Genomic DNA, 22,256 nt, shown 5'->3' with positions numbered 1-22,256 from the left:
CCCGCGCGGATCAGCCTCCGGGAGTGATCTGCTGCGCCAGCTCGTCCGGGCTCAGCCTCCCCGCCTGGGATGCGGCGATGACCTCGCGCGCCGTCGGCACCGCGTCCCACGTGTTCCACAGCAGGACGCCCACCACCTCGGAGCCCTCGAGGTAGTGGACGACCGCGGCACCGTGGTCGACATCCCAGGTCTCCACGGTCTCCAGGGACGCATCGAGGCGGCCGACGGCCTCGTAGCCGTCGTCGAAGAGATCCGAGTAGAACAGCGGCGTGTACTCGTACTTCTCCTGACCGCCGACCATGTTCCTCCCCGCCGCCTCACCAGAGGCCTCCGCGTGGTCGATGTGCTCGACGTGCCGGTCGCCCAGCAGCGGATCGGTGAAGCGGATGATGTCGCCCGCCGCCCAGACGTCCGGGGCGCTGGTGCGCAGCTGCTCATCGACCACCACGAAGTCTCCGTCCAGCTCGAGCCCCGCCTCGCGGGCGAGGGAGGTCTCGAGCTGGGCACCGAGGCCGAGCACGGCGACGTCCGCCGTCTCGCTGCGGCCGTCCTCGGCGGTCAGGGTGAGGTGCTCGCCGGCGTCGATCCCGGCGAGGCGGAAGCCGCCGGTGAGGCGGATGCCCTTCTCGGCGAACACCTCGGCGACATGGGTGCTGACCGACTCGGGGAACATTCCGCCCAGCAGCCTGTCCCCGGAATGGAACAGGGTCACCTCGGCGCCTGCGGCCGAGAGCCCGGCGGCGATCTCGCTGCCGATGTATCCGCCGCCCACCACGGCGGTGCGGGTGCCCTCCTGCACCAGGTCGCGCAGATGGCGGTAGTCCGCGACGGAGCGCAGGTACGCCACGCGCGCGTCCTGCCGGGCGCCGAGACGGCGCGGGGAGGAGCCGGTCGCGAGCAGCAGCGTCCCGTAGCCGACGGTGGCGCCGTCAGCTGTCGTCACGGAGTGCGCCGTGGTGTCGATCGCGGTGACGGGCGTCCCGGTGTGCAGGTCGGCGCCGGTCTCCTCGGCGGTGTTGAGGTCCTGGGAGGCGGGATCGGGATCGTCGCCGTGCCACAGGTCCTTGGTCAGTGCGGGGCGGTAGACGGGTCCGTCGGCGTCGGCCGAGAGGATCGCGATCGTCGCGTCCGGTGCCTTCTCGTGCACCGCTCGGGCCGCTTTGTCAGCGGCGACCCCGCCACCGACGATCACGTGGTCGTAGCTGCTCTTCAGATCGGGCATGGAAGCGCTCCTTCATCGAACGTCCGCAGGACCGTCCCGCTGCATCCACGCTATGCCTGGGCAGGGCGCTCAGCAATCGTCCCGATGTCCCGCTCCCGTTCGCGTCCGGTCCCCTCGACGCGGACTGCGCCCTGTGTCGTCGGCCTCGGCACCGGCCGCTCCCGCACCGCACCCGCACCCGCACCCGCACCCGACCAGTCGTTCCGCAGGGCGGCGCCTGGTACCCGGCCCGGCACGCGGCGTGCTTGGATTGCGGGATCACCCCGCCATCGACCCGGAGGTCACCATGGGACGCGAGATCGGCACCACGGAGTACACCCGTTCCCAGCGCACCCGCTATCGCCAGGAGCTGCGCCGGAACCTGGACCTCTTCGAGTCGTTCCTGGACACGGCGGAGTTCATCGACGAGGGCACCGTCGGTGTCGAGCTGGAGATGAACCTCGCCGAGACCGAGGGGATGGCCCCGGCCCTGCTGGTCGACACCGTTCTGGAGGACCTCGACGACGAGGACTTCGTCCACGAGATCGGTCGCTTCAACCTCGAGGCCAATCTGCCCGTCACCCACCCCACCGGGACGGGTCTGCGGGACCTGGAGACCGAGCTGACCGCGAAGATGGAGCAGGCTGACGCCGCGGCCCGGCGCCATGGCGCGCGGGTGATCCCGATCGGGCATCTCCCCACCATCACCGAGGAGCTGTTCACCGGCGAGGACTGGCGAGCCCCCGGGGCCCGCTACGAAGCACTCGAGAACTCCGTGATGGAGGCCCGTGGCGAGGAGATCAACCTCCGCATCGACGGCGAGGGGAAGGGGCTGGACACCACCTTCGACTCGATCGCCCCGGAATCGGCGTGCACCTCGATGCAGCTGCACCTGCAGGTCCCGCCCGAGCAGTTCGCCGCCGCCTGGAACGCCGCGCAGGCGATCGCCGGTCCGCAGGTCGCACTCGCCGCGAACTCACCGTTCCTGCTGGGCAAGCGTCTGTGGCACGAGACCCGGATCCCGACGTTCGTACAGGCCCTGGACACCCGTCCGCCCGAGCTCGCCACGCAGGGCGTGCGGCCGCGGGTGTGGTTCGGCGAGCGCTGGATCACCTCGATGTTCGACCTGTTCGAGGAGAACGTGCGCCTGTTCCCCGCGCTGATCCCGGAGTCCCGGGACATGGCCGAGGAACCGCTGCTCACCGAGGGCTCCTCACCACGGCTGCATGAGCTGATGCTGCACAACGGCACGGTGTGGCGCTGGAACCGCCCGATCTACGATCCCAGCACCGATGTGCCGCATCTGAGGCTGGAGAACCGTCTGCTGCCGGCGGGACCGACGGCCGCGGACATGGCCGCCAACGCCGCCTTCTTCTACGGGATCCTGCACACGCTGGTGCACGAGCGCCGCCCGCTGTGGTCGCGGATGAGCTTCGAGCAGGCCGACGAGTCGTTCCAGCAGTGCGCTCGGTGGGGTCTCGAGGCACGCGTGCGCTGGCCGAAGGTGGGGCGCGTCCGCGTGGCCGATCTGCTGCGCGATCAGCTCATCCCTCAGGCCATGGACGGGCTGCGGACCCTCGGTGCGGATGCGGAGGTCACCGAGCACTACGGGCAGATCCTCACCGAGCGCACGGGCACGGGGCGCAACGGCGCCCGGTGGCAGATCGACACCGTCACCTCGCTCGAGCTGCGCGGGGCGAGCCGCCCCGAAGCGCTCGCGGAGATGACCCGGCTGTATCGCGAGGGCGTCGACTCGGGCGAGCCGGTGCACGCCTGGCCCGTCCCCGCGAGACAGCGGTCGCGCACGTCCTGAGCGCCGAGCGCCGGGGGCGCTGTCCGCGCCCCCGGCACCACCCGCACCATCGTCCACATGTCGAGATCAGGGTCTCGCATGACGGGAGCGGTCGTAGTGTGCGCGCATGACCCATTCCTCCGCCCCGGCGAAGCCCGCCCTCACCTCCGAGGACCGCTCCGCCCGCATCGCGGTGACCGTGTTCCCCGCACTGATCCTCCTCGCCGCCGCCTTCGGCTTCTTCGTGCCGGATGTCGGCCAGATGCTCGCGCCGCACACCAGCCTCTATCTCGGCGTCATCATGTTCGCGATGGGATTGACCCTCACCCTGCCGGACTTCGGCCTCGTGGCCCGTCGGCCGCTGCCGGTGCTGATCGGGGTCGTGGCGCAGTACGTGATCATGCCGCTGGTGGGCCTCGGCGTCTCCCTCCTGCTGCAGCTCCCGCCGGAGCTCGCCGTGGGCGTGATCCTGGTGGGCTGCGCCCCGGGCGGCACCAGCTCGAACGTCATCACCTATCTCGCCAAGGCGGACACCGCGCTGTCGGTGACGATGACGTCGATCTCGACCCTGCTGGCACCGCTGCTCACCCCGCTGCTGACGCTCTGGCTGGCCGGCTCCTACCTGCCCGTGGATGCCGGCAGCATGGCGATGTCCATCGTGAAGATGGTGCTGATCCCCGTGATCGGCGGTCTCGTGGTGCGCCTGGTGCTCGGGAAGCTGGTCGACACGGTCCTGCCGGCCCTGCCCTGGGTCAGCGTCGCCGGTATCTCGCTCGTCGTCATCGCGGTGGTCAGCGGTTCCACCGAGGCGATCGTCTCCGCGGGCGCCATCGTGCTGCTCGCCGTGGTGCTCCACAACGGCCTGGGCTACCTGATCGGCTACTGGGCCGCTCGCCTGCTGCGTCAGGGTGAGCGCGCCGCCCGCACCACCTCGATCGAGGTGGGCATGCAGAACTCGGGACTCGCCGCGACTCTCGCGGCCAGCGCGTTCAGCCCTGCCGCCGCTCTGCCCGCCGCGATCTTCTCCATCTGGCACAACCTCTCCGGTGCGATGCTCGCGATGTACTACCGTCGCAGCGCCGATCGTCATCAGGTCGACCGTCAGCCGGCGGATCCTCAGCAGGCCGACGCCGCCTGAGCTGTCCCCGCACAGCCTGAAGGGCCGACGCACCGTTTCCGCGGGCGTCGGCCCTTCGTCGTCTCGGGCCCTGCCGGATCAGCGCACCGTCCGGGCCCGTGCTGCCGTGCGTCCGTGCGGTCGGCGGGGCGGCCCGGTCAGCGCGACTGCGGGCGTCCGTCCTCGGGCAGCTCAGGGCGGGAGCTTCCCGTGCGGGCCGCCAGGCTTCCGCTCCCGGCTGCCCCTTCCGGCTCGACCTCCTCGACGTCCTCGTAGGGGTCGCGCATGATCGGGATCTCCGTGGTGTACGTCGGCTCGACGACGTAGTCCTCGGTGTCGAACTCGGCGTCGTCCTCGCGGCGCTCGTACTCCTCGGGGGGCAGCACCTGCGCCCATTCGCGCGTGCGCATCCTGGGCATCTCTCCGGCGTCCTCCTTCAGCGCGCGCAGCAGCGCGTACATCTGGAACCAGCCCATGATGAAGAACGGCAGGCCCACGAGGATGATCGTCGACTGCAGGGCGGTGAGCCCGTCCTCGCCGGAGAACACCAGCAGGGCGGCGGTGACCAGGGCGATCGACACACCCCAGAAGATGCGCTGCCCCAGCGGGTTGTAGTCCTCATGGCCGTTGGCCATCGAGTCGGTGACCAGGGCGGCGGAGTCCACCGACGTCACGAAGAAGATGATCACCAGGATGATCGCGATCACCGACACGGGGAATGCGAGCGGATAGTGATCCAGGAACGCGAACAGCGCACCGGGGATGTCGTCCTCGCCGACGACCCGATCCACCAGGCCGCCCTCGCCGTTGAGCTCGATGTCGAAGCTGGCATAGCCGAAGATGCCGAACCAGATCACCGAGAAGCCCGCGGGGACGGCGAGCACACCGGAGACGAACTGGCGGATGGTGCGGCCCTTCGAGATGCGGGCGATGAAGATGCCCACGAACGGCGACCAGGTGATGGTCCAGGCCCAGTAGAAGACGGTCCAGGTGTTCTGCCAGCCGGAGTTCGACATGGTGTCGTTCCACAGCGCGAGCTCGGGCAGGTTGACCAGGTAGCTACCGAAGGACTCGAGCGTCCCCTTGAGGATGAACAGCGTCGAGCCGCCGGCCACCAGCACGAACAGCAGCAGCAGCACGGCCACCACGATGTTGATGTTCGAGAGGACCTTGATGCCCTTGTCCAGGCCCAGCGAGACCGAGATCAGCGCGAGCCCGCAGACCACGCCGATGATGATGAGGTTCCAGCCCGCAGTCTCGGGCACGCCGAACAGCTGATTGAGGCCGCCGTTGATCTGCAGGGTGCCCAGACCCACCGAGACGGCGATGCCGAAGATGGTGCCGATGATCGCGACGATGTCGATGAACTTGCCGATCGGGCCGTGGATGCCCTCACCGAGGATCGGCTGGAAGATCGAGCTCACACGCGGCGGCAGGTTGCGCTTGTGGATGAAGTAGGCGAAGCACAGCGCCGGCAGCGTGAAGATCGTCCAGGTGTGCAGCGTGAAGTGGTAGTAGGTGAAGTTCATGGCGTCCCGGGCGGCGCCCCAGGTTCCGGCCTCGAGGCCGAGCTCCACCCCGCGGGGCGGGTTGCCGAAGTGGCTGATCGGCTCCGCAACGCCCCAGAACATGAGGATCGAGCCGATCCCGGCCGCGAACAGCATCGCGAACCAGGCCCCGCCGGAGTGCTCCGGCGGCTCCTCGTCCGGTCCGAGCTTCACGCGACCGAAGCGGCCCATCGCGATGAACAGCAGGAACGCGAGGAACACGGTGACGCCGAGGATGTAGAACCATCCCAGATTCGTCAGCAGCCAGTCGGAGGCCGCCGTGGTCGCCTTGTTCAGAGGTTCCGTGAAGGCGATCGTCCCGACCACGAAGGCGATGATGATCGCCGCCGAGCCGAAGAAGATCACCGGCGATGTTCGCAGGCGGAGGGCGTCATGGAATTTCGTCAGCATCGTCTCGACTCCTCGTCGGGGACGCGCGGAGTGGTGCATGCCGTGCACTCCGCGGCGGGGGGCCTTCAAGAGCGGTGGTCAGTGCGGGCAGTATTCCATGTCGCGCAGGCCCCGGGCACGCCTTCCGGACTCGCGCGCCAGATTTTTCGGTCAGCCGTCCTGCCGGCCCGCAACCTGCGGGCGAGACGACCGGCCGGTCAGCCCCGGCGCTCGGGAGCTCACGAATCCTGCTGGCCGAGCGGTCCGGTCGCGGGCTGACTGCGCGGCTGCGCGCTCTGTTCGTCGATGGCGGCCCCGGTCGCGTCAGCCCTCGCACTGCGGATGGTGAGCAGCGCGAAGCATCCCACCAGGAGGGCCACGCCGAGCACTGTCATCAGCACCATGGGCAGATCGCTGTGCAGCAGCTGGGGGATCAGGCGCGTGGGCACCAGGGCCGCGAAGGCGAACGCGGTGAGGGTGCCCAGATAGGACCCGATCATGAAGCCGCGATGCACGCCGACGTTCCCGCGACGGATCGCGGACAGGGAGATCACCATGCAGGTGAGGGTCCACAGCGAGAGACCGTGCAGCCAGGAGAACCCGTCGGGCATGATCCCGAAGCTCGCGCCGCACACCACCAGCATCGCCGCGACCCACGTCCCTCCGAGGATCCGGTGGGCCCGGTCGCGTCGTGGCCGCAGGATCTGCAGCGGCCCCAGCAGGAGCACGTACAGCGCGGCGACGGCGTGGACGGCGATGACTGGCGTGAGCGACCCCATGCACCAGACGATAGTGTCACTATCCAGGACCGCGCCATCAAGATAGTCGCAGGTCCCCGCACTATCCAGGGACGGTGAAGAGATGCTGCTGCAGGAACTGGCCGCGGCGAGCGGGTGCAGCACTGCCTCGATCAAGTACTACCGGCGCGAAGGCCTGCTCCCACCGGGTACGAGACTCACCGCCACCCGTCAGGAATACGGCCCGCGCCATCTGGAGCGCCTCGAGCTGATCCGGGTGCTGCGCGAGATGGCCGACGCCCCGATCCCCCGGATCCGACGCCTGGCCGCGCTGCTCGACGATCCGGCCGTGCCCTTGATCGCCGCGCTCGAGGAGGCGCAGGCGATCACCCTGGGTGCTGACGTGGAGCCGGCGGGAGGCGAGCGCCCGCGGGACGAGCATCCGTCGGTCGCGGTGATGCTCGAGCGCCTGGGATGGCCGGACATCGACTCCGTCCCCCGGCGAGCGCTCGACGCCCTGGTACGGACTCTCGAGAGCTGGGAGATGCCGTCGGACCCCGAGACGCTGCTGCACTATGCCGAGCCGATGAGCCGGATCGCACAACGGGAGCTGGAGTATCTGCGCATGGGGAGCGCCGCCGGGCAGGAGCCGTCGGACGACGCGGTGGTGCTGCGCGCGGTCTCCGGCACGATCGCGTTCGACCGACTGGTCCATGTGCTGCGGGCGCTCGGCCACACGTCGCTGAGTGTGCAGGCCAGCGAGCTTCCCAGGGAATGAACAGCACCGTCGCAGAGCTTTTTCCAGGAGACCGTGTGTACTCGTCTCAACGCGTCACCGGAGGGACCGCCGACTGAGGAGGAAGCGGACTTCCCACTATTCCGGAGGCGCGGGGGAAGGGATGGCCCCGGCTCGTGGGGACGAGCCGGGGCACTTCTTCGTCCGGGGCCGTCTCGCTCCGGACCTCTCGCTCAGCGGCGCAGATCGATCCCGAACACTCGCCGGATCTGGGCCACCGCATGGCGCGTGAAGCGACGATCCGAGGGGGTCGAGGCGAAGGGGACCACGAGCCCGGGATGGTCCGGGTGGGTCACCCGGCCGTGGGTCGAGCCGGGCGTGACCACGAATCCGGCCGACTCCATCCGGCGCAGCAGCTCCCGACGGCTGGTGGGGTGTCTCGTCCCTCGACCGCCGCGTGCGCTTGGCCCGGCGGCGTCCTCGGCGATGTCGAGAGCCGGTTCGTAGTCCTCCGGCCGCACCGACAGCGCATACCGGGAGGAGAACACGCCGATCACGGCGTTGTCGGCCCGCCGTACCTGTACGACGAGCCCGCCGCGCAGGAAATGATCGCTGGCCCCGGCGTCCGCCGTCCAGGCATCCTCCGGCTCGGCCACGACCTCCACGATCCGCGAGGTGCGCAGGTCCTCGACGCCGACGGCGCGGATGTCGTCCCCGTCCACCCGCAGGGGGCGCGGCCGCGGTCGCGGATCCTCCGGGGCGAGCTGTGCACGGCAGCGGCGGCGGGGCGCTGCCGCACGCTGCGCTCCAGCCGTCGTCGCCGCGACCGGGCAGCCGATCGGAGGGCGACTCCTCGCTCGTCGCGTCGGCGAGGGCCGCTGCGGGCGAGGTCTCCTCCGCAGGCGGCGGCGGCCGGTCGCGGTCCAGTCGACGGGGCGGCGGACGGCGCGCGCGGGTCAGTGCTCCCGCCGCAGCGCTTCGGGGTCGGAGGGCGCGGGGTCGGGCCGGCGGGGTCGGCGCTCGTCGCGCCTGGGCCGAGGGACCGGCTGCAGGGGTGCCCTGTCGCCTCGTGCGCCGCGACGACTTCGCTCCCATGCCGGTCTCCTTCCCGCCTTCGTCATGCTCCCGACCCTCGGGGGCTTCCTCGATGGTGGCACGTGCGTGGTGGCCCGTGCGCAGGGCTCCAGTAGCGTAGTGCGCGCCCGTCAGTCCGTTCCGAGAGGTTTCGCGTGTCCCTCACTTCGCTCCCCCGCCGTCCGCTGCCCGTCCGTCTGGTGGGCGCGCTGTTCGCCGTGACGTTGCTCGCCGCCGGCTGCAGTGCGGGCTCGGATCCTGCGGCGGAGGACTCCTCTGCGGCGTCCGGAGAGTCCGCGACGTCCGACGACGGCGGTGACGGGGAGTCCGACGGCACCGTCGTGGCCGATACGTCCGACGGCGGCGGCCAGACCGCCGCCTCCATGCCGGTCGAGCCCATCGCGGTGACCCCGGCGCCCGACGGCTTCGAGCCTCCTGCGGCCTGCTCCGGCGAGGGCGCCTACTTCGCCGAGGTGGGCGAGTCCTCGACCCCGGATCTCCCCGAGCGCGACGGCGAGACGCTGACCATCGAGGCCACCGGGATCTCCGGCGAGAACGCCCAGCTCACCGCCTCCTTGGGCGGCGGCGAGGCCCGTCCGCTCGAGGACATCACCCTCGGCGAGACAGCCGCTATCGAGCAGTGGACGATCTCCGTGACCAGCGTCTGCGAGAAGACTGACCAGGTCGAGTTCGACCTCATCAACTGACCCGCCGCACCCGACACCGCCAGCGCACCCGCCCCCGGTCCCGGCCCGCACCCGGGCCCGCGCCCGGATGATCTGAACTGCTGGGCACGCGGGAAGCAGACCCCGGACAGGCAGCGACTGGGCCCCTGACCGCCCGGCGCGGCATCATGGGGGAATGCCCTCGCCCCCTCCCCCGCACCGCTTCGATCTCGACGCCATCGGGGCAGGGCTCCCCGTCGCGTCCGCGCGGGAGGAGCTCGAAGCGGCCGCGCGCCGCGGCGCGATGGTGGTCACCGCCCCTCCGGGCACCGGTAAGACCACGCTCGTGCCGCCGCTGGTCGCGAACCTCGCCGAGGGCCTGACCCTCGTCACCCAGCCGCGCCGGGTCGCCGTGCGCGCCGCCGCCCGCCGGATCGCCCTGCTGGACGGCAGCGAGCTGGGCGGGCCCGTCGGGTTCACCGTGCGCGGCCAGCGCCAGGTGGGCCGCTCGACCCGGCTGGAGATGATCACCCCCGGGGTGCTGCTGCGGCGCCTGCTGGCCGATCCCGCGCTGCCCGGCGTCGCCGCAGTGGTGCTCGACGAGGTCCATGAGCGCTCGCTCGAGACGGACCTGCTGCTGGGGATGCTCGCCGAGGTGCGCCAGCTGCGTGAGGATCTGCTGGTGGGCGCCATGTCCGCCACGCTCGACGCCGGCGCGGTCTCCGCCCTCCTGGACGACGCGCCCGTGGTCGACGTGCCCAGCGCCCTGCACCCGCTGACCCTCTCCTACGCGCCCTCTCCCACGCTCCGCCTCGATGCCCGCGGCATCACGCGGGACTATCTCGACCACCTGGCCCGCACCACTGCCCGGGCACAGCGCGAGGCGGGATCCGACGCCCTGGTGTTCGTGCCCGGTGCCCGCGAGGTCGATGAGGTGGTCTCCCGGCTGCGGGGCCTCGTCGGTGAGCAGGTCGAGGTGCTCGCGCTCCACGGGCGCCTGCCCGCCGCGCAGCAGGACCGCGCCACCGGCGGTCGGCGTCCCGGGGAGCCGCCGCGGATCGTGGTCTCCACATCGATCGCGGAGAGCTCGCTGACCGTGCCGGGAGTGCATCTGGTGGTCGATGCCGGGCTCTCCCGGGAAGTGCGCCGAGACCGGGGCCGTGACATGTCCGGGCTGGTCACGGTGAGCGCCTCGCGCGCCGCGACCGCTCAACGGGCCGGCCGCGCCGCCCGCCTGGGCCCCGGCCATGCGGTGCGCGTGTTCGCGCAGTCCGATCTCGCCGGTATGCCCGCGCAGTCCGCCCCGGAGATCACGAGTGTCGACCTCACCGATGCCGCGCTGTGGCTCGCTTGCTGGGGCACCCCGCGCGGGGACGGTCTCGCCCTGCTCACTCCGCCGCCCGCTGCGGAGATCACCGCTGCGGAGCAGACGCTGAGGGCGCTCTCCCTCGTCGACGCCTCGGGCCTGCCCACGGACTCCGGCACCCGGGTGTCGCGCATGCCGATCGGGGTCCGCGAGGCCCGCGCCCTGGTCGACGGCGCCCGGGGCCTGCCCGGCCGGGACGGCGCCCGTCGGGCGGCAGAGGTGGTCGCCGCCGTCTCGGACGACCATCGGCCCGTCGGTGCCGATCTTCCCCGCCTGCTGCAGGAGCTGAGGTCGGCTCGCGCGCCGGGCACCGAGCGCTGGGCCCGGGAGCGGGACCGTCTCGCCCGGATCGCCCGGGACGCACTCGGCGACTCCTCGAGGGGCGCGAGGCGGGTGACCTCGCCGGACGCCGCCGAGCAGGCGGGAGCGATCCTCGCCCTGGCCCGGCCCGAACGTATCGCGCGCCGCATCGAGGACGGCTCCCGTTCCTACCTGCTCGCCTCGGGCACCCGGGCGGCGCTCCCGGAGAGCAGCGGACTGCTGGCAGCGCCCTGGCTCGCCGTCTGGGAGGTGCAGAGGGCCGAGGGGCGGGCCGCCGACGGGACCGGGGCGGTGATCCGCACCGCTGCCCCGCTCACCGAGGAGGACGCGTTCCTGGCCGGCGCGGATCTGCTGCGCGATGAGCGCACCGCCGTGCTCGAGAGCGGCACCGTCCGGGCGCGGGCGCGGCGGGCGCTGGGGGCGATCGAGCTGTCCTCGACCCCGGTCCCTGCCACGAAGCAGGACACCGTGCCGGCGGTCCTCGCCCACGTGCGCTCCCGAGGGCTGGACGCCCTGCCCGCGAACGACACGGCACGCTCGCTGCGGGCCCGTCTGGCTCTGGTGCACCGTGAGCTCGGAGCGCCGTGGCCCGCGATGGACGAGGCGTCGCTGCTGTCGACCGTGGAGACATGGCTGGCCCCGCAGCTCTCGGCCCGCACCACGCACCTGACCTCGGTCGACGTGGCCGGAGGGCTGCGCCATCTGCTGCCCTGGCCGGAGGCCGCGGAGCTGGATGCCCTGGCGCCGCAGCGGCTCGCGGTGCCCTCGGGCTCGAGCGCCCGCATCGACTATCCCGCGCCCGACGCCGAGGACGGCCGCCCCGTGGTCGCCGTGAAGCTGCAGGAACTGTTCGGGCTGTCCGAGACGCCGCGCGTGGTGCGAGGCCGGGTGCCGGTGCTGTTCCATCTGCTCTCCCCGGCTCGCCAGCCGCTCGCGATCACCGATGACCTGCGGTCCTTCTGGGACGGGCCCTACCAGGACGTGCGCAAGCAGATGCGCGGTCGCTATCCCAAGCACCCCTGGCCCGAGGATCCCTGGACCGCGCCGGCGACCGCCCGGACGAAGCGGGCCGCCGGACGGTAGCCCGGGTGCTCGGCCTCCGTGGCGAGGTGATTCCGCCACAGTGCAGAGGGAGCGCGAGGGGTGGCACGACGCGACCTCCCCGCCGAGCCCGCGCTGACTGCGGCCGCGTGAACAGCGTCCCGGACCCGGCAGCGTCTACCCCGCGAACAGCCCTGCGGCCAGATTGCTGACCGTGTGAACGAGCGCACCGGGCATGAAGCTCCCGGTCCTATGACGAAGCCAGCCCAACAGCCACCCGGCCGCGAACTGCACGGGGATGACCGGCCACACCCGAACATCGATGAGCAACAGCGGAAGGTGCGGCAGGAGGAATATCGCCGCCTGGAGGAGATTTCCCCGCCCGAAGCCGAGCCTCCGCAGGCACACGCCTCCGAGAAGTCCCCTGAACAGCACCTCTTCCCCGACAGCCCTCAGCACCACACCGAGCGCGACACCGACTGACGTGGGTCGAGCGATCGACACTCCAGGAGCTGCCAGCACATCATCCGGAATCGCCACGATCGCCAGCCACGCTGCGAGGAGAAGCGGCGCCAGCAGGAGTGCCGCCCACCCATACGCCGATGGAGAACCTCGAACGGCGCCGAGCCGCTGGCGAGCGAGAGTGGAAGAGGTATCTGCTCGGCGACGCTGCACGACCAGGTACACGGCGGCGGGCACGCAGTACAGCACGAACTCGACCATGAACTCCCGCCTCTCGAGAAATGGCTCAGCGCTGGTGACGAGCGACCTGAGTTCCCCTGGCGAGATCACGTGAGCAGCACGTCCCAGCCGGAGCGCTCGCCATCGCTCAGTTCGCCATCATCGCAGCCTGCGTCGCGATAGCAGTGTTCATCTCGTCCAGGATCCGGCGGAGCGCAGAGGCCGCCGGATGATCGACGGCGAGTCCCTTGACCACTCTGTCCAGCTCACGACGTCTCATGCCGCCCGTCTCCTCCCGGAGGAGGCGATGGGCGATCTTCATCGCGCTCAGCAGCTCGAGCAGGATCGCATCCTGCAGGCTCGCTCGCGAGGGATCCGCGATCGCCGCGGCCAGGCGGCTGCGCAGCGCGGTCTCCAGCGCAGGGTCCTTCACCGGCCAGCTGGTGAGGATCCAGCCGTCCTTGCGTTCCACGGCTCCGGCCGCGGCGAGTCCGTCGCCGAGCACCTCGGTGAGGTCCATCGAGCGGTGGGAGATCACGGACTTCAGGCGCTTGCCGTCGAGCACGATGATCGCCCGGTGGGCCTGGTCCAGCTCGGGGATCTCCGGCGCCGAGGCGTCGGTGACCGTCACCTTCGGGTTGCGCTCTGTCCCGATGGCCACCTTCTCGCGCAGGGTGAGCTCGACGACGGCGGCGGCCGCGAGCGCCGGCTTGCGGAACTGGGTCGCGTCCTGACGGCCGGCGTCGTTGGTCAGCAACAGGAAGAGCTCTGCGGGGATCGTCATGGTGGACATGTCGCCAGTGTGGCCCCGAGCCCGTGCAGGATCCACCCTGCGGAGGTCGGTCCGGGACACGACTTTCCGATGGCCCGCACCGTGGGAATCCACAGTGGGAGTGCACAGCGGAAGCACGCCCTCCCGCACGCCGCGAGGATGCTGCGCCGCTCCGTACGGACGCGACCCAGGTCGTCCTGGCACGATGGGGGCCATGCGCCTGTTCTCCACGCCCTCCCGTCTCTACCGGGTGCTCGCCTTCGCCGAGATGGTCACCTGGACCCTCCTGCTGGCGGGCATGCTCCTGAAGTACGTCCTGCAGGTGACCGACGTGCTGGTGCGCATCGGCGGCGGTCTGCACGGCTTCACCTTCCTGTCCTACCTGGTGGTGACGGTCCTGGTCGCGATCGATCAGCGCTGGAAGCTCCGCGACGTGCTGCTCGGGATCGTCTCGGCGGTCATCCCGTACATGACGGTGCCCTTCGAGCGCTCCGCGATTCGCCGGGGCCTGCTCGGGGAGACCTGGCGGCTGCGCACGGAGCCGGGCCGGAAGCCGCTCGAGAAGGTGGCCTCCCTCGGGCTGCGCCATCCCCTCCCGGCGGCGCTCATCGCGATCGTCGTGGTCGCGATCGTGTTCTCGGTGCTGCTGTCGCTGGGCCCGCCCACCGAGTGGTTCTCCTGATCATCTGCGCCTGAGGTCCGCTGTCGGGACGCTCCCCGACCGCGAGCCTCCGCCTCCCCGCATCTCGTCCTCCCCTCCTCTCGTCCTGCCCGTTCTGGGGTGCTCAGCGCGGCGGCGCGATCGGGTCGATGCGCACCATCTCGCCGTCGCGCAGATGCAGCCGGCTGATCTCCACCACGGACTCGCGATGGGAGAGCTGGGGAACCTGCGGCTGATCGGGCTCGGGCGGCAGCGGCTCCCCGAAGCACACCCCGCAGGCCTGCACGGTGAGCGCCAGCGACCGTCGCGCCTCCCAGTTCACCTGCGCCTCGTGCGCAGCCCGGATCCAGGGGCCGCCCTGGGGACGGCAGGGTCCCTCCCCGTCGCGCCCCTGCAACGGGCACCGCGCAGGCCGCTCCGTGACCAGGAGGTCGAGCCCCTCGATCTCCGGCACCCGCGGATCCGCCCCGGTGGGGATCACGTCGAGGCCTCCGGGGCCGATCCGCAGCACGGCTGCCTGTCCCTGCTCGACGGCGATCAGCAGCGCACGCTCGAGCGCCTGGTCCGGATGGGCGGCGAGCAGATCCTCCCGGGCCGCGGCGGCCGGTTCGAACCAGTCGCGCCGCGAGCCGACGAGCGCTCCGAGTGCCACCGGGCCCCCACGACGACGCAGGGCGCCGGCGATCACCGGCCGACGGAACCAGCTGCGCTCAGGGGGCCGGATCGAGGTGCGCCCGCCACCCGACGGAGCCCCTGCGCTCGCGCCCTCCCGGCTGGGACGGCTCGGCGGGTCCGTCGGCCGCGGGCGCGCCTCGAACGGCGCCTGGCCGCCGCTGAGGTCGGCGACGATCATGCCCTCGGGGCTCAGCGTGGGCAGCACGGGGCCGAGCGCCGGGAGCACCAGCCAGGTGTGCTCGAGGTCGAACGGCACCCGGTCCCTCAGCGTGGCGCGCACGGTCTCGGGTGCGGGAGGTGTCGTGGGCCGACGCCGGCGATAGGCGAGCTCGTCCTCGTCCTCTCCGTCGGCCGCAGCCCCGGGCGCAGCCCCGGGCGCGACCGTCGGCCCCTCCGGCTCGTCGGCGAACAGCGCCGGGTCGGCGCAGGCCGTGATCGCGCCGACGCCCGGCAGGTCCAGCTCGATCAGCTGGTCCCGCCAGGTGCTCGCGGAGGGATCGTTCTCGTGGTGCATCGTTCGGCCTTCCGACGTGGGCCCGGACGGGTCCGCTGACCGAAGGAGCGGATGCTCTCCGACCGGGTCTTCCTCGACGGGCACCGGGTTCGGTTCCGGTTGCCGCGCGGCCTCTGTCGAAGGAGTGCAGCCGCGTCTCATGACCCGTCTGCGACGGTACGCGCGGGCACTGACATGCGAAGCTCCGCGCCCTGGCTCGGTGCCGGCTCCGCTCACCGTCGCCCCGTAGACTCCGGGGGTGCGCTGCCATCATTTCGAGTCCGGGGAGTGCAGGTCGTGCACTCTCCTGGACCTCCCCCGCCCCCGGCAGGTCGCCGAGGGGCGCGAGCGCGTCGAGACGCTGCTGGCCCCGTTCCTCGCGACGGGCGCCGCCTGGCAGGCTCCGATCGTCGGCGCCGAGTCCGGCTTCCGCGCCCGCGGGAAGATGGCGGTGGGCGGCACCGCGCAGGAGCCAGTCCTGGGCCTGCCCGGTCAGGCGCTCACCGCGGATCTCTGCGACTGCCCCCTGTATCCCGACGGCGTCGAGGCCGTGCTCGAGGGGGCGAAGGCCCTGATCCGTCGGGCGCAGGTACCGCCCTATGACGTGGCCCGACGCCGGGGCGAGCTCAAGAACGTGCTGGTCACCGCGTCGCCCGATGGCGAGCATCTGCTGCGCCTGGTGCTGCGCAGCGAGAAGGCCCTGGGCCGGATCCGCGAGCACCTGCCCGCGATGCTCGCCGCCCACCCCTCGGTCATCGCGGTCACCTCGAACATCCATCCGGACCACACCACGCGCGTCGAGGGCGAGCAGGAGATCCCTCTCGCCGGGGCGTCCTCGATCGCCGTGCGCACCGGGGACGTCACGCTGTTCGCCCGCCCGCAGTCCTTCCTGCAGACCCACACCGGCGTCGCCGGGGATCTCTACCGTCAGGGCGCCGCATGGATCAGCGAGATCCTCCAGGAACGCACCGCAGCAGACACTCCCGCAGGCGAGGCATCCGCAGATCCAGAGAACCCAGAGAGCCGCGCGAACCCCGCGAGCCCCGCGGCGGTACCTGCCCCACGGATCTGGGACCTGTACTGCGGTCTCGGCGGCTTCGCCCTGCACGTCGCTCGCGCCCTGCCCTCTGCACGGGTCACCGGGGTGGAGGTCTCCGCGCAGGCGATCGACGGAGCCCGTGAGTCGGCCGCCGCGCAGCGCCTCCCGGCCACCTTCCTCGCCGACGACGCGACCGCCTGGGCGATCCGGGAGGCCGCGGGCGAGGACGGCCCACCGGACGTGGTGGTCGTGAACCCGCCGCGCCGCGGGATCGGCCCCGAGCTCGCCGCGTGGCTCGAGCGGTCCGGCGTACGTGACATCGTCTACTCCAGCTGCAATCCCACCACGCTGGCCACGGACCTCGCGGCCATGCCCTCTGTGCGCGTCACCGCCGGTCGCTTCGTGGACATGTTCCCCCACACCGAGCACGCCGAGGTCATCGTGCGCCTGCGCCGCACCTCCACCACCTGACACAGTGGGCTCGAACCCCGCCTGACGAAGGAGCACCCCCTTGTCCTCATCGACTCCCACCCCCGAGACCCAGCTGACCGAGGTCACCCGCACCGTCGCTCCCGCGAAGAACGGCAACACCGTCTCCCTCGCCCAGACCTTCCCCGTGGACCCCGAGGAGCTGTGGTCGGCGCTCACGATCGGTTCGCACCTCGAGGTGTGGTTCGGTCGCGCCAGCGGCGAGGTGGTCGAGGGCGGTGCCTACACGCTGCCCGACATGGAGACCCACGGCAGCGTGCTCGCCGTCGAGGCTCCGCGCCGCCTGCTGCTGAGCTGGGAGTTCGGCAACAGCCGCAGCGAGATGGAACTGCTGGTGACCCCTGCGGAGGAGACCGGGGCCGACGGCGACGCCCCGGCCGCGGACGTGGCGTCGGCCGAGGCAGCAGCAGCCGGGACCGCTGCGGAGGCGGGCACCGTGGGCACCGCTGCGCCGCGCACCCGCTTCGAGCTGCGCCACACGGTCCCGGCCGACGCCCATTGGGCGACCTTCGGCCCGGCCGCGACCGGCTGCGGCTGGGACGGTGCGCTGTACGGACTGGCCCTGCACCTCCAGGACCCGTCGGCCGATCTCATGGGTCGCCTGGGCCGTTTCGCGAGCTCCCCCGAGGGCGCCGAGTTCACGCGCGCCACGGCGGACGCCTGGTACGAGGCGCACGTCGCCTCCGGCGCGGACAAGAAGCCGGCCCGCAAGGCGTCCGTGCGCACCGCCGCCTTCTACCTCGGTGAGGAGCCGGACCTGTCGTGACCAGCACGTCGCCCCCGTCCAGCGCCCCCGGCCCGTCCTCGGTGCCCAGCCCGTCCGGTGCCTCCGGCGCACCATCCGCCATCACCCTGCTGACCCTCGGCGGCACCATCTTCATGACCCAGGGCGAGGACGGCGGCCATGCCGCACCGGACTCAGCGGCCGGCGAGCGCCTCACGAGCACCCTGATCGACGGGATCGAGCTCATCGCGCACGAGATCGCGAACGTCTCCTCCTCCGACGTGCGCCCCCACCATCTGGCCGAGGTGCTCGAGCGGGCCCGGCACGCGGTCGACGCCGGGGCCGCCGGGGTGGTGCTCACCCACGGCACCGACACCCTCGAGGAGTCCGCGTTCCTGCTGAACCGCGTGTGGGATCGCGAGGCCCCGCTGGTGGTCACGGGGGCGATGCGTCCGGCGAGCGCGCCCGGCGCCGACGGGCCCGCGAACCTGCAGGACGCCGCCCGCACCGCGGCGTCGCCGTCGGCCCGCGGTGCCGGCGTGCTGGTGGTGTTCGACGGTCACGTGCATCTCGCCGACCAGGTCTCGAAGGTCTCCTCGCGCTCGGTCGCGGCCTTCGCCTCCACGCCGTCGGGCCCGCTCGCGATCGTGGACGGCGCCGAACTGCGTCTCCTGCAGCCCCTCCCCCGCCGCGCCGTCGTCCTGCCCGACGCACCGCTCGGGCGTCTGCCCCGGGTGCCGACGCTGATGGCCGGGCTCGACGACGATTTCGATCTGCTCGATCACCTGCCCGCGGAGCTCCTCTCCGGCCTGGTGATCGCCGGGGTCGGCATGGGGCACGTCTCCCCCGCCGCGATGCCGCGCCTGCGCGGCCTGCTGGCCGACGGCGTGCCCGTCGTGGTCGCGACCAGGATCCCCTCCGGCGGCACCTCCACCCACCACTACGCCTATCCGGGAAGCGAGGTGGACCTGCTGGAGGCCGGAGCGCTCATGGCCGGGCACCTGCCGCCCGCGAAGGCCCGCCTGCTGCTGCAGGTGCTGCTCGCCGACGGAGCCTCCGGGCCGCGGATCCGCGAGTCCTTCGAGACCTACGCGTCCTAGTCCCGGCGCACGGCTACTGTCGACGGGTGGATCTTCGCAGCGCAGCAGAACTGGCCATCACCCTCGCCCGGGAGGCCGGCGACTTCGCCGTCGCCGAGCACGACACCGCCCGGATCGAGGCGAAGGGCACCGGCGCCGATCTCGTCACCCACGTGGATCGTGAGGCGGAGGCGCGGATCGTTCAGGCGCTGCGCGAGCGCTACCCGGAGCACGCGATCCTCGGCGAGGAGGAGGGCGAGCAGGGCGCTGCGGCGGGAGCCCGCCACCGCTGGCTGATCGACCCTCTGGACGGCACCCACAACTACGTGCTGGGCCTGGACGTCTACGGCGTGTGCATCACCCTGTGCGAGGGAGACCGTCCGCTGGTCGCCGTCGTGCACGACTCCCCGCGACGGCGCACCTTCTGGGCGATCGCCGGCGCGGGCGCGTGGCTCTCCCAGGGCGAGGACAAGGAGCCCCGACGCCTGGTGCTCGGCACCGGGGTCCCGCTGGACCGCACCACCGTCGCGTTCACCCAGGGGTACGAGGTGGGCCATGACGACGAGCGCCGCAACGACCTTTTCACCTCCCTCGAACGCGGCACGAAGCGGGTGCTGCGCAGCTGGGCGCCGTCCTCGGATTGGGGGCTGCTGGTCACCGGGCAGCTCGGCGCGATGGTCGCGTACCGCAACGAGATCTGGGATCTGGTGGGCGGCACGCTCCTCGCCGAGGAGGCCGGCGGCGCGGTCCGCACCGACCCGGCCGGCGAGCTGATCGTCGTCGGGCGGCCGCAGACCGTGGAGGAACTCGATGCCCTGCTCGGTGTCACGCGGGCGGCAACGGAGGCGCGGCTATCAGAGGATGCACCACTGCCCGAGCAGAAGGACGTCGCGTCCTCGCCGTTCACGAGGATCCCGCGGAGAGAGCGGATCGCCGAGAGCTCTCTTGCCTTCGCCGTGCATGACGCGCACCCGGTATCCCCCGGTCACGCGCTCATCATTCCGGTCAGGCAGATCCCGACCTGGTTCGACGCGTCGCCCGAGGAGATGCGCGAGGCCCTGGAGCTCGTCGACGTCGTGAAGGCACGTCTGGACGCGGAGCACGCCCCGGACGGGTACAACGTCGGCTTCAATGCCGGGGCCTCCGCCGGCCAGACCGTTTTCCATGCCCACCTGCACGTCATTCCGCGTTACTCGGGCGATGTCGATGATCCGACGGGCGGGGTCCGCCACGCCGTGATCGGCAAGGGGTTCTACTGACCACCGTTCCGGTCCGTCGATAGTGGGCACCCTGCCCATCCAGGTGGCGCGACCCTCAGCATGGTCGAATACCGGGTCAGAGCCGTCGGGGCGCCGGCACCCTCACGTGTTCTGGACGAGGCAAAACGGGTGCCCGGCGGGATCGACGTAGACCCGGAAGCTGCCCGATCCTGAGGGCTGGTGCTCGTGCACGGCCGCGCCGAGGGAGAGCACGCGCGGCTCGGCCTTGTCGATGTCCGGCACCGCGAAGTCGAGGTGGAACTGCTGGGGGTGGGCGCCGCCGGGCCAGCTCGGCGCCTGGTAGTCGTCGATCCGCTGGAAGGCGAGCGTGGCGTCGCCGTCCGGATTCTCCGGGGTGAGGCCGCCGCGAGGCGGGGAGAGCGTGGCCCAGTCACGGTCCGATCCCTCCTCGAGCCGCCAGCGCAGCAGCTTCGCGTAGAACGTCGCGAGCTCCATCGCGTCGGGACAGTCCAGGACGATCAGGTCGAGCTTCGGGATGAGGGATTCCTGCTCCAGGTTCTCCATGGAGCCACCGTAGGAGCCCGGGCCCGCCGTGGGAAGAGCGGCGGAAGCCCGGTGCGAGGACCGACCTCCTCGAGGCGTCCGCTCGCAGCACAGTTCACGGATCCCCACCGAGCGCCCGGCAGTGACAGACTGGATCCAGTCCATCCAGCGTTCGAAAGGTTCCTCCATGACCGTTCCCGTCGATCCGAGTCCTGCCCTGCAGGAGTACGCCCACCCCGAGAAGCTCGTGACCACGCAGTGGCTCGCCGACACCCTCGGCAGCGACGAGCTGGTCGTCGTCGAATCCGATGAGGACGTGCTTCTCTACGAGACCGGCCACATCCCCGGCGCCGTGAAGATCGACTGGCACCTGGATCTCAACGACCCGGTCACCCGCGACTACGTCGACGGAGCCGGCTTCGCGAAGCTCATGGACGCCTCCGGCATCACTCGCGAGACCACTGTGGTGATCTACGGCGACAAGTCGAACTGGTGGGCCGCGTACGCCCTGTGGGTGTTCGAGCTGTTCGGGCATCCGGACGTGCGTCTGCTCGACGGCGGCCGCGCCGCGTGGCAGGCCGAGGGTCGCGAGATGACGACGTCCGACGACGGTCGTCCCGCTGCCACGTCCGGTTACCCGCACATCGAGCGCGAGGACGCCCCGATCCGCGCTTACCGGGAGGACGTGCTCAACTTCCTGGGCGGCCAGCTGGTCGACGTCCGCTCCCCGCAGGAGTTCTCCGGCGAGCGCACCCACATGCCGGACTACCCGCAGGAGGGCACCGTGCGCGGCGGGCACATCCCCACTGCGCTGTCCGTCCCATGGGGCCGTGCCGCCGCCGAGGACGGCCGCTTCAAGTCCCGTGAGGACCTCGAAGCGATCTACCAGGGCGAGCTGGGCTTCGAGACCTCCGCGCCGGTCATCGCCTACTGCCGCATCGGCGAGCGCTCGTCCCACACCTGGTTCGTGCTGAAGTACCTGCTCGGCTTCGACAGCGTGCGCAACTACGACGGCTCCTGGACCGAGTGGGGCAACGCCGTGCGCCTGCCCATCGCCGTGGGCACGGAACCAGGTGAGGTCGCCGCCCGATGAGCGACGTTCTCCCGGAGGCGTTCGCCGAGATCGCCGACGACTTCCATGCCCTGACCGGCCGGGACCGCCTGCAGCTGCTGCTGGAGTTCGCCAACGGCCTGCCGGAGCTGCCCGAGCGCTATGCGGAGCATCCCGAGCTGCTCGAGCCGGTCCCGGAATGCCAGTCCCCGATCTTCCTGGCCACCGAGGTCGAGGGATCGGGCCGCGACGCGATCGCCCGCCTGTTCTTCTCCGCCCCACCGGAGGCCCCGACCACCCGCGGTTTCGCCGCGATCCTCGCCGAGGCCCTGGACGGCCGCACCGTCGGCGAGGTGATCGACACCCCGGAGACGGTCACCGGGGAGCTCGGCCTGGCCGAGGTCGTGAGCCTGCTGCGCTTGAACGGCATGGCCGGGATGCTCGCTCGCATCAAGCGCCAGCTGCGCGAGAAGGCCGGCCTCTGACCTGCTAGGACAATGAACCGAACGGCGCCGGATCCCTGCGGGGGCCCGGCGCCGTTCGCTGCGCAGGGACCGTCCTTCCCCTCGGCGGACTGCGCGCCGCCGCGGATGACCCGACATGGCGGACGCCACGAGGCCTTGCCACGCGATACATAACGATATATCGTGATGCTACTTCTACAGGAAGGGGGTCGCCCCATGCGACACCATCACTCTCCTCATCAGCCCCGATTCGGGGACGGCTTCGACCGCGCAGGCCGCTGGCAGCGGGACGGGTCCCAGGGCCCGGAAGGACGCGACGACTTCGGCTCTGAGCGCCGAGGGCGCAGCGGCGACCCCCGCGCGCACGGCGGCCGGCCG

At 71.6% G+C, this 22,256-nt stretch carries 20 protein-coding genes and 1 riboswitch; of the genes, 12 read left to right on the top strand and 8 right to left on the bottom strand.

Going from position 1 to position 22,256, the window contains the following annotated elements; genetic code table 11:
- Positions 1–10: 10 nt before the first annotated feature.
- The gene (locus CIK81_RS16545) at positions 11–1,222 is read right to left on the bottom strand and encodes an NAD(P)/FAD-dependent oxidoreductase (RefSeq protein ID WP_096164303.1); all 1,212 of its coding nucleotides are present in this window, start codon (positions 1,220–1,222) and stop codon (positions 11–13) included.
- Between the two features lie 286 nt (positions 1,223–1,508).
- Here CIK81_RS16545 and CIK81_RS16540 point away from each other — a divergent pair, with 286 nt between their 5' ends.
- Positions 1,509–3,014 (top strand): glutamate--cysteine ligase, encoded by a 1,506-nt coding sequence (locus CIK81_RS16540; protein WP_114305005.1) that lies wholly within the window; start codon positions 1,509–1,511, stop codon positions 3,012–3,014.
- A gap of 106 nt (positions 3,015–3,120) precedes the next feature.
- A complete protein-coding gene (locus tag CIK81_RS16535; RefSeq protein WP_114355923.1) occupies positions 3,121–4,131 on the top strand; it encodes a bile acid:sodium symporter family protein in 1,011 nt (336 codons plus the stop codon).
- Between the two features lie 137 nt (positions 4,132–4,268).
- Here CIK81_RS16535 and CIK81_RS16530 read toward each other — a convergent pair whose 3' ends face one another.
- Together CIK81_RS16530 and CIK81_RS16525 are read right to left on the bottom strand one after the other, a co-directional pair.
- A complete protein-coding gene (locus CIK81_RS16530) occupies positions 4,269–6,068 on the bottom strand; it encodes a BCCT family transporter (RefSeq protein ID WP_114355922.1) in 1,800 nt (599 codons plus the stop codon).
- A 218-nt stretch (positions 6,069–6,286) separates the two neighbouring features.
- Entirely contained in the window at positions 6,287–6,826 is a 540-nt protein-coding gene (locus CIK81_RS16525; RefSeq protein WP_114355921.1) for a DUF2306 domain-containing protein, read from the bottom strand.
- An 82-nt stretch (positions 6,827–6,908) separates the two neighbouring features.
- On the opposite strand from CIK81_RS16525, the gene CIK81_RS16520 reads away from it, so the two are divergent.
- Positions 6,909–7,562: a MerR family transcriptional regulator gene (locus tag CIK81_RS16520; RefSeq protein ID WP_114355920.1), complete on the top strand. Its 654-nt coding sequence runs from the start codon at positions 6,909–6,911 to the stop codon at positions 7,560–7,562.
- A gap of 191 nt (positions 7,563–7,753) precedes the next feature.
- On the opposite strand, the gene CIK81_RS18245 is transcribed toward CIK81_RS16520, so the two are convergent.
- Complete coding sequence (locus tag CIK81_RS18245; protein ID WP_158542082.1) at positions 7,754–8,242, bottom strand: type II toxin-antitoxin system HicA family toxin; 489 nt, start codon at positions 8,240–8,242, stop codon at positions 7,754–7,756.
- Between the two features lie 507 nt (positions 8,243–8,749).
- Between CIK81_RS18245 and CIK81_RS16510 the strand changes: the two genes are divergently transcribed.
- Together CIK81_RS16510 and hrpB are read left to right on the top strand one after the other, a co-directional pair.
- Positions 8,750–9,301 (top strand): hypothetical protein, encoded by a 552-nt coding sequence (locus CIK81_RS16510; protein ID WP_096164309.1) that lies wholly within the window; start codon positions 8,750–8,752, stop codon positions 9,299–9,301.
- A 154-nt stretch (positions 9,302–9,455) separates the two neighbouring features.
- Positions 9,456–12,029: an ATP-dependent helicase HrpB gene (gene hrpB, locus CIK81_RS16505; protein ID WP_114355919.1), complete on the top strand. Its 2,574-nt coding sequence runs from the start codon at positions 9,456–9,458 to the stop codon at positions 12,027–12,029.
- A gap of 135 nt (positions 12,030–12,164) precedes the next feature.
- Here the strand turns inward: hrpB and CIK81_RS16500 are convergent, their stop codons facing one another.
- Entirely contained in the window at positions 12,165–12,710 is a 546-nt protein-coding gene (locus CIK81_RS16500; RefSeq protein ID WP_114355925.1) for a CPBP family intramembrane glutamic endopeptidase, read from the bottom strand.
- Between the two features lie 106 nt (positions 12,711–12,816).
- Positions 12,817–13,461: a GPP34 family phosphoprotein gene (locus CIK81_RS16495; RefSeq protein ID WP_114355918.1), complete on the bottom strand. Its 645-nt coding sequence runs from the start codon at positions 13,459–13,461 to the stop codon at positions 12,817–12,819.
- Between the two features lie 193 nt (positions 13,462–13,654).
- Between CIK81_RS16495 and CIK81_RS16490 the strand changes: the two genes are divergently transcribed.
- Positions 13,655–14,122, top strand: a complete 468-nt coding sequence (locus tag CIK81_RS16490; protein ID WP_114355917.1) for a DUF3817 domain-containing protein — start codon at positions 13,655–13,657, stop codon at positions 14,120–14,122.
- Between the two features lie 103 nt (positions 14,123–14,225).
- Here CIK81_RS16490 and CIK81_RS16485 read toward each other — a convergent pair whose 3' ends face one another.
- Positions 14,226–15,290 (bottom strand): hypothetical protein, encoded by a 1,065-nt coding sequence (locus tag CIK81_RS16485; RefSeq protein WP_114355916.1) that lies wholly within the window; start codon positions 15,288–15,290, stop codon positions 14,226–14,228.
- A 29-nt stretch (positions 15,291–15,319) separates the two neighbouring features.
- A riboswitch (SAM riboswitch) is annotated at positions 15,320–15,435 on the bottom strand.
- Between the two features lie 93 nt (positions 15,436–15,528).
- Between CIK81_RS16485 and CIK81_RS16480 the strand changes: the two genes are divergently transcribed.
- Genes CIK81_RS16480 through CIK81_RS18630 form a run of 4 tightly spaced genes read left to right on the top strand, consistent with a single transcriptional unit; the run spans position 15,529 to position 19,859 of the window.
- Positions 15,529–16,779: a methyltransferase domain-containing protein gene (locus tag CIK81_RS16480; RefSeq protein ID WP_114355915.1), complete on the top strand. Its 1,251-nt coding sequence runs from the start codon at positions 15,529–15,531 to the stop codon at positions 16,777–16,779.
- Positions 16,780–16,819: 40 nt separating this feature from the next.
- The gene (locus CIK81_RS16475) at positions 16,820–17,563 is read left to right on the top strand and encodes an SRPBCC domain-containing protein (RefSeq protein WP_096164315.1); all 744 of its coding nucleotides are present in this window, start codon (positions 16,820–16,822) and stop codon (positions 17,561–17,563) included.
- The gene (locus tag CIK81_RS16470; protein WP_241964232.1) at positions 17,560–18,621 is read left to right on the top strand and encodes an asparaginase; all 1,062 of its coding nucleotides are present in this window, start codon (positions 17,560–17,562) and stop codon (positions 18,619–18,621) included. Before CIK81_RS16475 ends, CIK81_RS16470 begins: the two co-directional genes overlap by 4 nt.
- A 26-nt stretch (positions 18,622–18,647) precedes the next feature.
- Positions 18,648–19,859, top strand: a complete 1,212-nt coding sequence (locus CIK81_RS18630; RefSeq protein WP_096164316.1) for an inositol monophosphatase family protein — start codon at positions 18,648–18,650, stop codon at positions 19,857–19,859.
- 102 nt (positions 19,860–19,961) lie between these two features.
- Here CIK81_RS18630 and CIK81_RS16460 read toward each other — a convergent pair whose 3' ends face one another.
- Positions 19,962–20,384: a VOC family protein gene (locus tag CIK81_RS16460; RefSeq protein WP_096164317.1), complete on the bottom strand. Its 423-nt coding sequence runs from the start codon at positions 20,382–20,384 to the stop codon at positions 19,962–19,964.
- Between the two features lie 166 nt (positions 20,385–20,550).
- Here CIK81_RS16460 and CIK81_RS16455 point away from each other — a divergent pair, with 166 nt between their 5' ends.
- Positions 20,551–21,456: a sulfurtransferase gene (locus CIK81_RS16455; RefSeq protein WP_096164318.1), complete on the top strand. Its 906-nt coding sequence runs from the start codon at positions 20,551–20,553 to the stop codon at positions 21,454–21,456.
- Positions 21,453–21,899 (top strand): SufE family protein, encoded by a 447-nt coding sequence (locus CIK81_RS16450; protein ID WP_096164319.1) that lies wholly within the window; start codon positions 21,453–21,455, stop codon positions 21,897–21,899. The genes CIK81_RS16455 and CIK81_RS16450 overlap by 4 nt, the downstream gene beginning before the upstream one ends.
- Positions 21,900–22,256: the final 357 nt, after the last annotated feature.

The organism is Brachybacterium sp. JB7 (assembly GCF_003335205.1).
GTDB lineage: Bacteria > Actinomycetota > Actinomycetes > Actinomycetales > Dermabacteraceae > Brachybacterium > Brachybacterium alimentarium.
The sequence above is the reverse complement of the archived record's forward strand: the minus strand, read 5'-3'. Positions and strand labels throughout refer to the sequence as shown.